The following is a 5,087-nucleotide window of genomic DNA, read 5'->3' on the forward strand; positions in this document are numbered from 1 at the left end:
AAGTACCGCCGGTGCTGCCCCCCGCGTCCGATCTGCCTCCGGCATCGCCGGGAGATGCAGCGGTGCGGGTTCGCGTGACGCAGATCCGTATCTCGGGCGCCACCGTTTTTTCCGAAGCGCAACTGCAGGCGCTGGTGGCAGATGCCATCGGGCGCGAGCTCGACTTTGCCGGACTCGAAGAGCTGGCCGTCCGCCTGAGCCGGTTCTACCGCCAGCAGGGTTACACGGTGGCGCGTGCCTACCTGCCGCAGCAGGACATCCGGGACGGCGTGGTGGAACTGGCCATCGTCGAAGGCCGCTACAGCGCCATCACCGTGAAGTCACCGGGCGCATTGCCGGCACCGCTGCCTCTTGCGGCGCTGGCCCCGGGCGACCTGGTGAATGATGCAGCGCTCGAGCGTTCCCTGCTGCTGGCCGCCGACGTGCCGGGCATCGCGGTGCGCTCCACCTTGCAGCCCGGCGCATCGGTCGGCACCAGCGAGCTGGTGGTCGAGGTCGAGCCCGGGCCGGCCGTCACCGGTTTGCTCGAAGCCGACAATTTCGGCAGCCGCGCTACCGGCAGGACGCGGCTTGGCGCCAGCATGTACTTCAACAACCCGGGCGGTCTGGGCGACCTGCTCTCGCTGCGCGTACTGAGCGCGGGCAGCGGCCTGAATTACGGGCGCGTGGCCTGGCAATTGCCGGTAGGCGGCCACGGCACGCGCGTGGGTGCCGCCGCCTCGGTGATGGACTACCGCCTGGGCCGCGAGTTTGAAAGCCTGGATGCCCATGGCACGGCGACCATCACGACGCTGTTTGCCGCCCACCCGCTGCTGCGTTCACGCGCGCGTAACCTGAGCGCGCAAGTCAGCGCCGAACACAAGCGCCTGCGCGACCGCATCGACCTGATTGGTTCCGCCGACGACAAGCACCTTGACCTGCTCAATTTTGGCTTGTCCGGCGACGCGCGCGACGGCTGGGGCGGGGGCGGTGCCTGGGGCTTTTCGGCCACCTACACGCAAGGCCAGCTGGCCATCACCAGTGCCGACGCATTGGCCATCGACGAGGCCACCGTGCGCAGCGCGGGCAGCTTCGGCAAGCTCGGCCTGCTGGCTGTGCGCCAGCAAAACGTCGGCAAGGCCGTGCTGCTGGCCTCTTACACCGGACAGTGGGCCAGCAAGAACCTGGACTCGTCCGAAAAGCTGCCGCTCGGCGGTGCCGGCGCCGTGCGCGCCTACCCGCAGGGCGAAGCGCCGTCGGACCGCGCCAGCCTGCTGACGCTGGAACTTCAATACCCCCTGGGCGCAGGCTGGCAAGTGGTCGGCTTTTACGACGCCGCTGTCGGTTACGGCAACCAGCAGCCCCTGCCCGGCGCGGTCAACCGGCGCAGCCTGTCGGGCACCGGCGTGGGCGTGAACTGGACGCATGCCGACGGCTGGAGTGCCCGTCTTTTTTACGCGCACAAGCGCCACGGCGGCCCATCCACCGTCGAGCCCGACAGCAGCGGGCGCCTGTGGCTGCAGGTGTCAAAAAGTTTCTGAGATGCCGACATGCTACGTATTTGATAGCTGTTCGCGCAGTTCTTGTATGGGCTGCAGCCCGATTTGATTCACAACCCAAGGAAAAACCGCCATGAACCACATCTACCGCATCATCTGGAACGATGCCCGTGCCTGCTTTGAAGCCGTGGCCGAGACGGCCGGCGGCAAGGGCAAACGCAGCCTGGGCAAGCGCGAGCGCAGCGTCCGGGCCCTGGCCTTCGCTGCCGGCCTGGCCGTGGCGGCGCAGGCGCTGGCCGCGCCCACGGACGGCCAAGTCAGCGCCGGGCAAGGTGGCATCACGCAAAGCGGCAACACCACCACCATCACGCAAACCACGCCCAAGCTCGCCATCAACTGGCAGAGCTTTGGTATCGCCGGTAACGAGACCGTCAATTTTGTGCAGCCCGGATCGAACGCCATCGCGCTCAATCGCGTGCTGGGCACTGAGGCCAGCCAGATCCTGGGCCGGCTCAATGCGAATGGGCAGGTGTTTCTGCTCAATCCCAACGGCGTTTTGTTCGGTCAAAGCGCGCAGGTCAGCGTGGGCGGGCTGGTGGCTTCTACGCTGGGCATGAGCGACGCCGACTTCATGACCGGGCGTTACGTGTTGCGTGCCAGCGGCAGTGGCGCCAGCGTGCGCAATGAAGGCACGATACGCGCGGCCGACGGCGGCAGCATTGCGCTGATTGGCGCTCAGGTCAGCAACACAGGCACGCTGGTGGCCAACCTGGGCACGGTGGCGCTGGCCGCCGGCAAGCAGGTCACGCTCGACTTCGCGGGTGACGGGCTGCTCAAGCTCGCGGTCGACGAAGGCGCGGTCAACGCACTGGTGCACAACGGCGGGCTGATGCAGGCCGACGGGGGTACCGCCTTGCTCACCGCCAAAGCCGCCGATGCACTGGCCGGCACCGTGGTCAACAACACCGGCGTCGTCCAGGCGCGCACCCTGGAAAACCGCGGCGGTGTCATCAAGCTGCTGGGCGGCTTCAACGGCGGCACGGTGCAGGTGGGCGGCACGCTGGACGCCTCGGCGCCCAACGGCGGCGACGGCGGCTTTATCGATACCTCGGGCGCGCATGTCAAGGTGGCTGAAGGCACACGCGTCAGCACGCGCGCCGCGCAAGGCAAAACCGGCACCTGGTTGATAGACCCCGCCGACTTCACCATCGCCGCCAGCGGCGGTGACATCAGCGGCGCCACGCTGTCTGCCAACCTGGCCAACAGCGACGTCACCATCCTGTCCAGCAGCGGCAGCAACGCGGCGGGCAACGGCGACATCCACGTCAATGACAACGTGAGCTGGAACGCCAACACACTGACGCTAACCGCTGCGCGCGACATCAACATCCGCGCCGTGATGGACGCCACCGGCAGCTCGGCCCTGGTCATGAACGCCGGCACCGCCAACGGCGCCGATGCGGCCGTCGCGAGCGGCAAGGTGAAGGTGCCGGTGGACCCTGTGACAGGCTTTGCCGGCCGCGTGAATTTCGACCGGGCGGGCACGGGCTTCCTCACCATCAACGGCGAAGGCTATATCGTCATCAACACCCTTGGCACCGAAGGCTCGACCACGGGCCTGCAGTCCATCAACCTCGACGGTGGACTGCGCTACGCGCTGGGCGCGGACATCGACGCCGGCGCCACCGCGGGCTGGAACGGCAACAAGGGTGCTTCGCCGCTGACGGGTCTGGGCGGCGTGATGGACGGCCTGGGCCACGCCATCAGCAACCTGAAGCTCTGGGTGCCGGCGAGCAAGACGGGCATGTTCTCGGAGATCGGCGGAACGGTCAGGAACCTGGACCTCGTCAACGTGACGGGCAATGCTTTTACGGGTGCAGGCGCACTGGCCAGCGACGCCAACAATGCCACGCTGCACAACCTGCGTGCCTCAGGCACGCTGGCAGGTCCCGGGTCGAGCGTCGGTGGACTGGTGGGCTTCATGAGTGGCGGAACCTTGCAGGATGCGCACGCCCAGGTGGCCATCAACATGACCAGCAGCGGTGACATGGTGATTGGCGGCCTGGTGGGCGAGGCCATCAACGGGGCGACGCTGCGTGACGTGTCGGCCTCCGGCGCGGTCAACGGGGGCAACAACTACGACTATGTGGGCGGGCTGGTGGGCCGCCTCAGCGGCGGCGCCACCGTGCAGAATGCGCGGGCTTCGGGCGCGGTCACGGGCCGCGCCCACGTGGGCGGGCTGCTGGGCGCGAACGGCAACGCCGACACGCTCACCGCGGGCACCACCCTGACCAACGTCAGCGCCAGCGGCACCGTCAACGGCATCGGCAGGCTCGGCGGCCAGGGCGTGAACGGAGCGGCCCGCAACGTGGGTGGCCTCGTGGGCTGGAATTTCGGCAACATCTCCCAGGCGAGCGCGACCGGAGCGGTGGTGGCCGACGGCGGCGCGACCACCACCTACACCGACGTCGGCGGCCTCGTCGGCCAGAACCACTCGGGGGACATCGCCAACTCGCACGCCACCGGCTCCGTCACCGCCCAGGGTCTGGTCGGCGTGACCCAGCACGTCGGCGGGCTGATCGGCCGCAGCACCGGCGCGCTGGCCAACGTCTATGCGACCGGCAACGTGAGCGCCACCGGCGACTACACGGGCGGCCTGGTGGGACGCAACACCGGTGCGGTGATGGACGCGCGCTCCGACGCCGTGACCGTGCAGGGACCCGGCAATTACACCGGCGGACTGATCGGCGACCACAGCGGCGGCGCCATCCAGAACGCCCGCGCCACCGCGAACGTCACCAGCCAGCGGCAGTACAGCGGCGGGCTGATCGGCAGATCGACGGGAGCCGACCTCAGCAACGTCACAGCCACCGGCTCCGTCACCAACACAGGCAACGCCGTGGGCAATGCCGGCGCGAACGTTGGCGGCCTGGTGGGGCGGGTCGCCGGCGGGACGATCGACCAGGGGGAAGCGACGGGTGACGTGAGCGGCTATTCATTTGTTGGCGGCCTGGTCGGCAACTTCGAAGGGACCTCGCTGACGCGGTCGAGGTCGACCGGGGCGGTCGCGGGCGACAGCCTCGTCTCCGGCGCGAACGTCGGCGGCCTGGCGGGGTACGCCGGCGGCACGATCTCCGACGTCCGGGCCACCGGCAACGTCACGGGCGGCAGGTCGGTAGGGGGCCTGATCGGCAACTCCGACGCACAGCTTTCCAACGCGGTGGCGACGGGCAACGTGCAAGGCCGCACGAACGTCGGCGGACTGCTCGGGCAAGCCATGGGCGTCATCAGCAACGTGCACGCCGAAGGCTCCGTGCGGGCGACCGACACGGGCAACAGCAATGCCGGCGGCCTGATCGGCTCGGCTGAGGCGGCGCTCAGCAATGCCTACGCCACCGGCCGGGTGGAGGGTGCCGGCAGCCGGGTGGGCGGCCTGATCGGGCATAGCGTCAACACCGGGGGTATTCCCACCTCGAACGTCTATGCCACGGGAGAGGTGGTCGGCGCCGGCAGTGTGGGCGGCCTGGTCGGGGTCACCGACGCTGCCAGCGTGATTCGCGGCGCCTACGCGTCGGGGGCCGTCACCGGCACCGGCACCGCGGTGGGCGG

Annotated in this window: 2 protein-coding genes; both read left to right on the forward strand. The window is 68.9% G+C overall.

What is annotated here, in order from left to right:
• Positions 1–1,520: ShlB/FhaC/HecB family hemolysin secretion/activation protein (locus WA904_RS02845; protein ID WP_425195613.1), on the forward strand; the 1,520-nt coding region annotated here is incomplete at its 5' end.
• A gap of 91 nt (positions 1,521–1,611) precedes the next feature.
• The coding region (locus WA904_RS02850) for a GLUG motif-containing protein (protein ID WP_425195614.1) at positions 1,612–5,087 on the forward strand (3,476 nt) is incomplete at its 3' end.

Source organism: Polaromonas sp., from assembly GCF_049790275.1.
Lineage (GTDB): Bacteria > Pseudomonadota > Gammaproteobacteria > Burkholderiales > Burkholderiaceae_C > Polaromonas.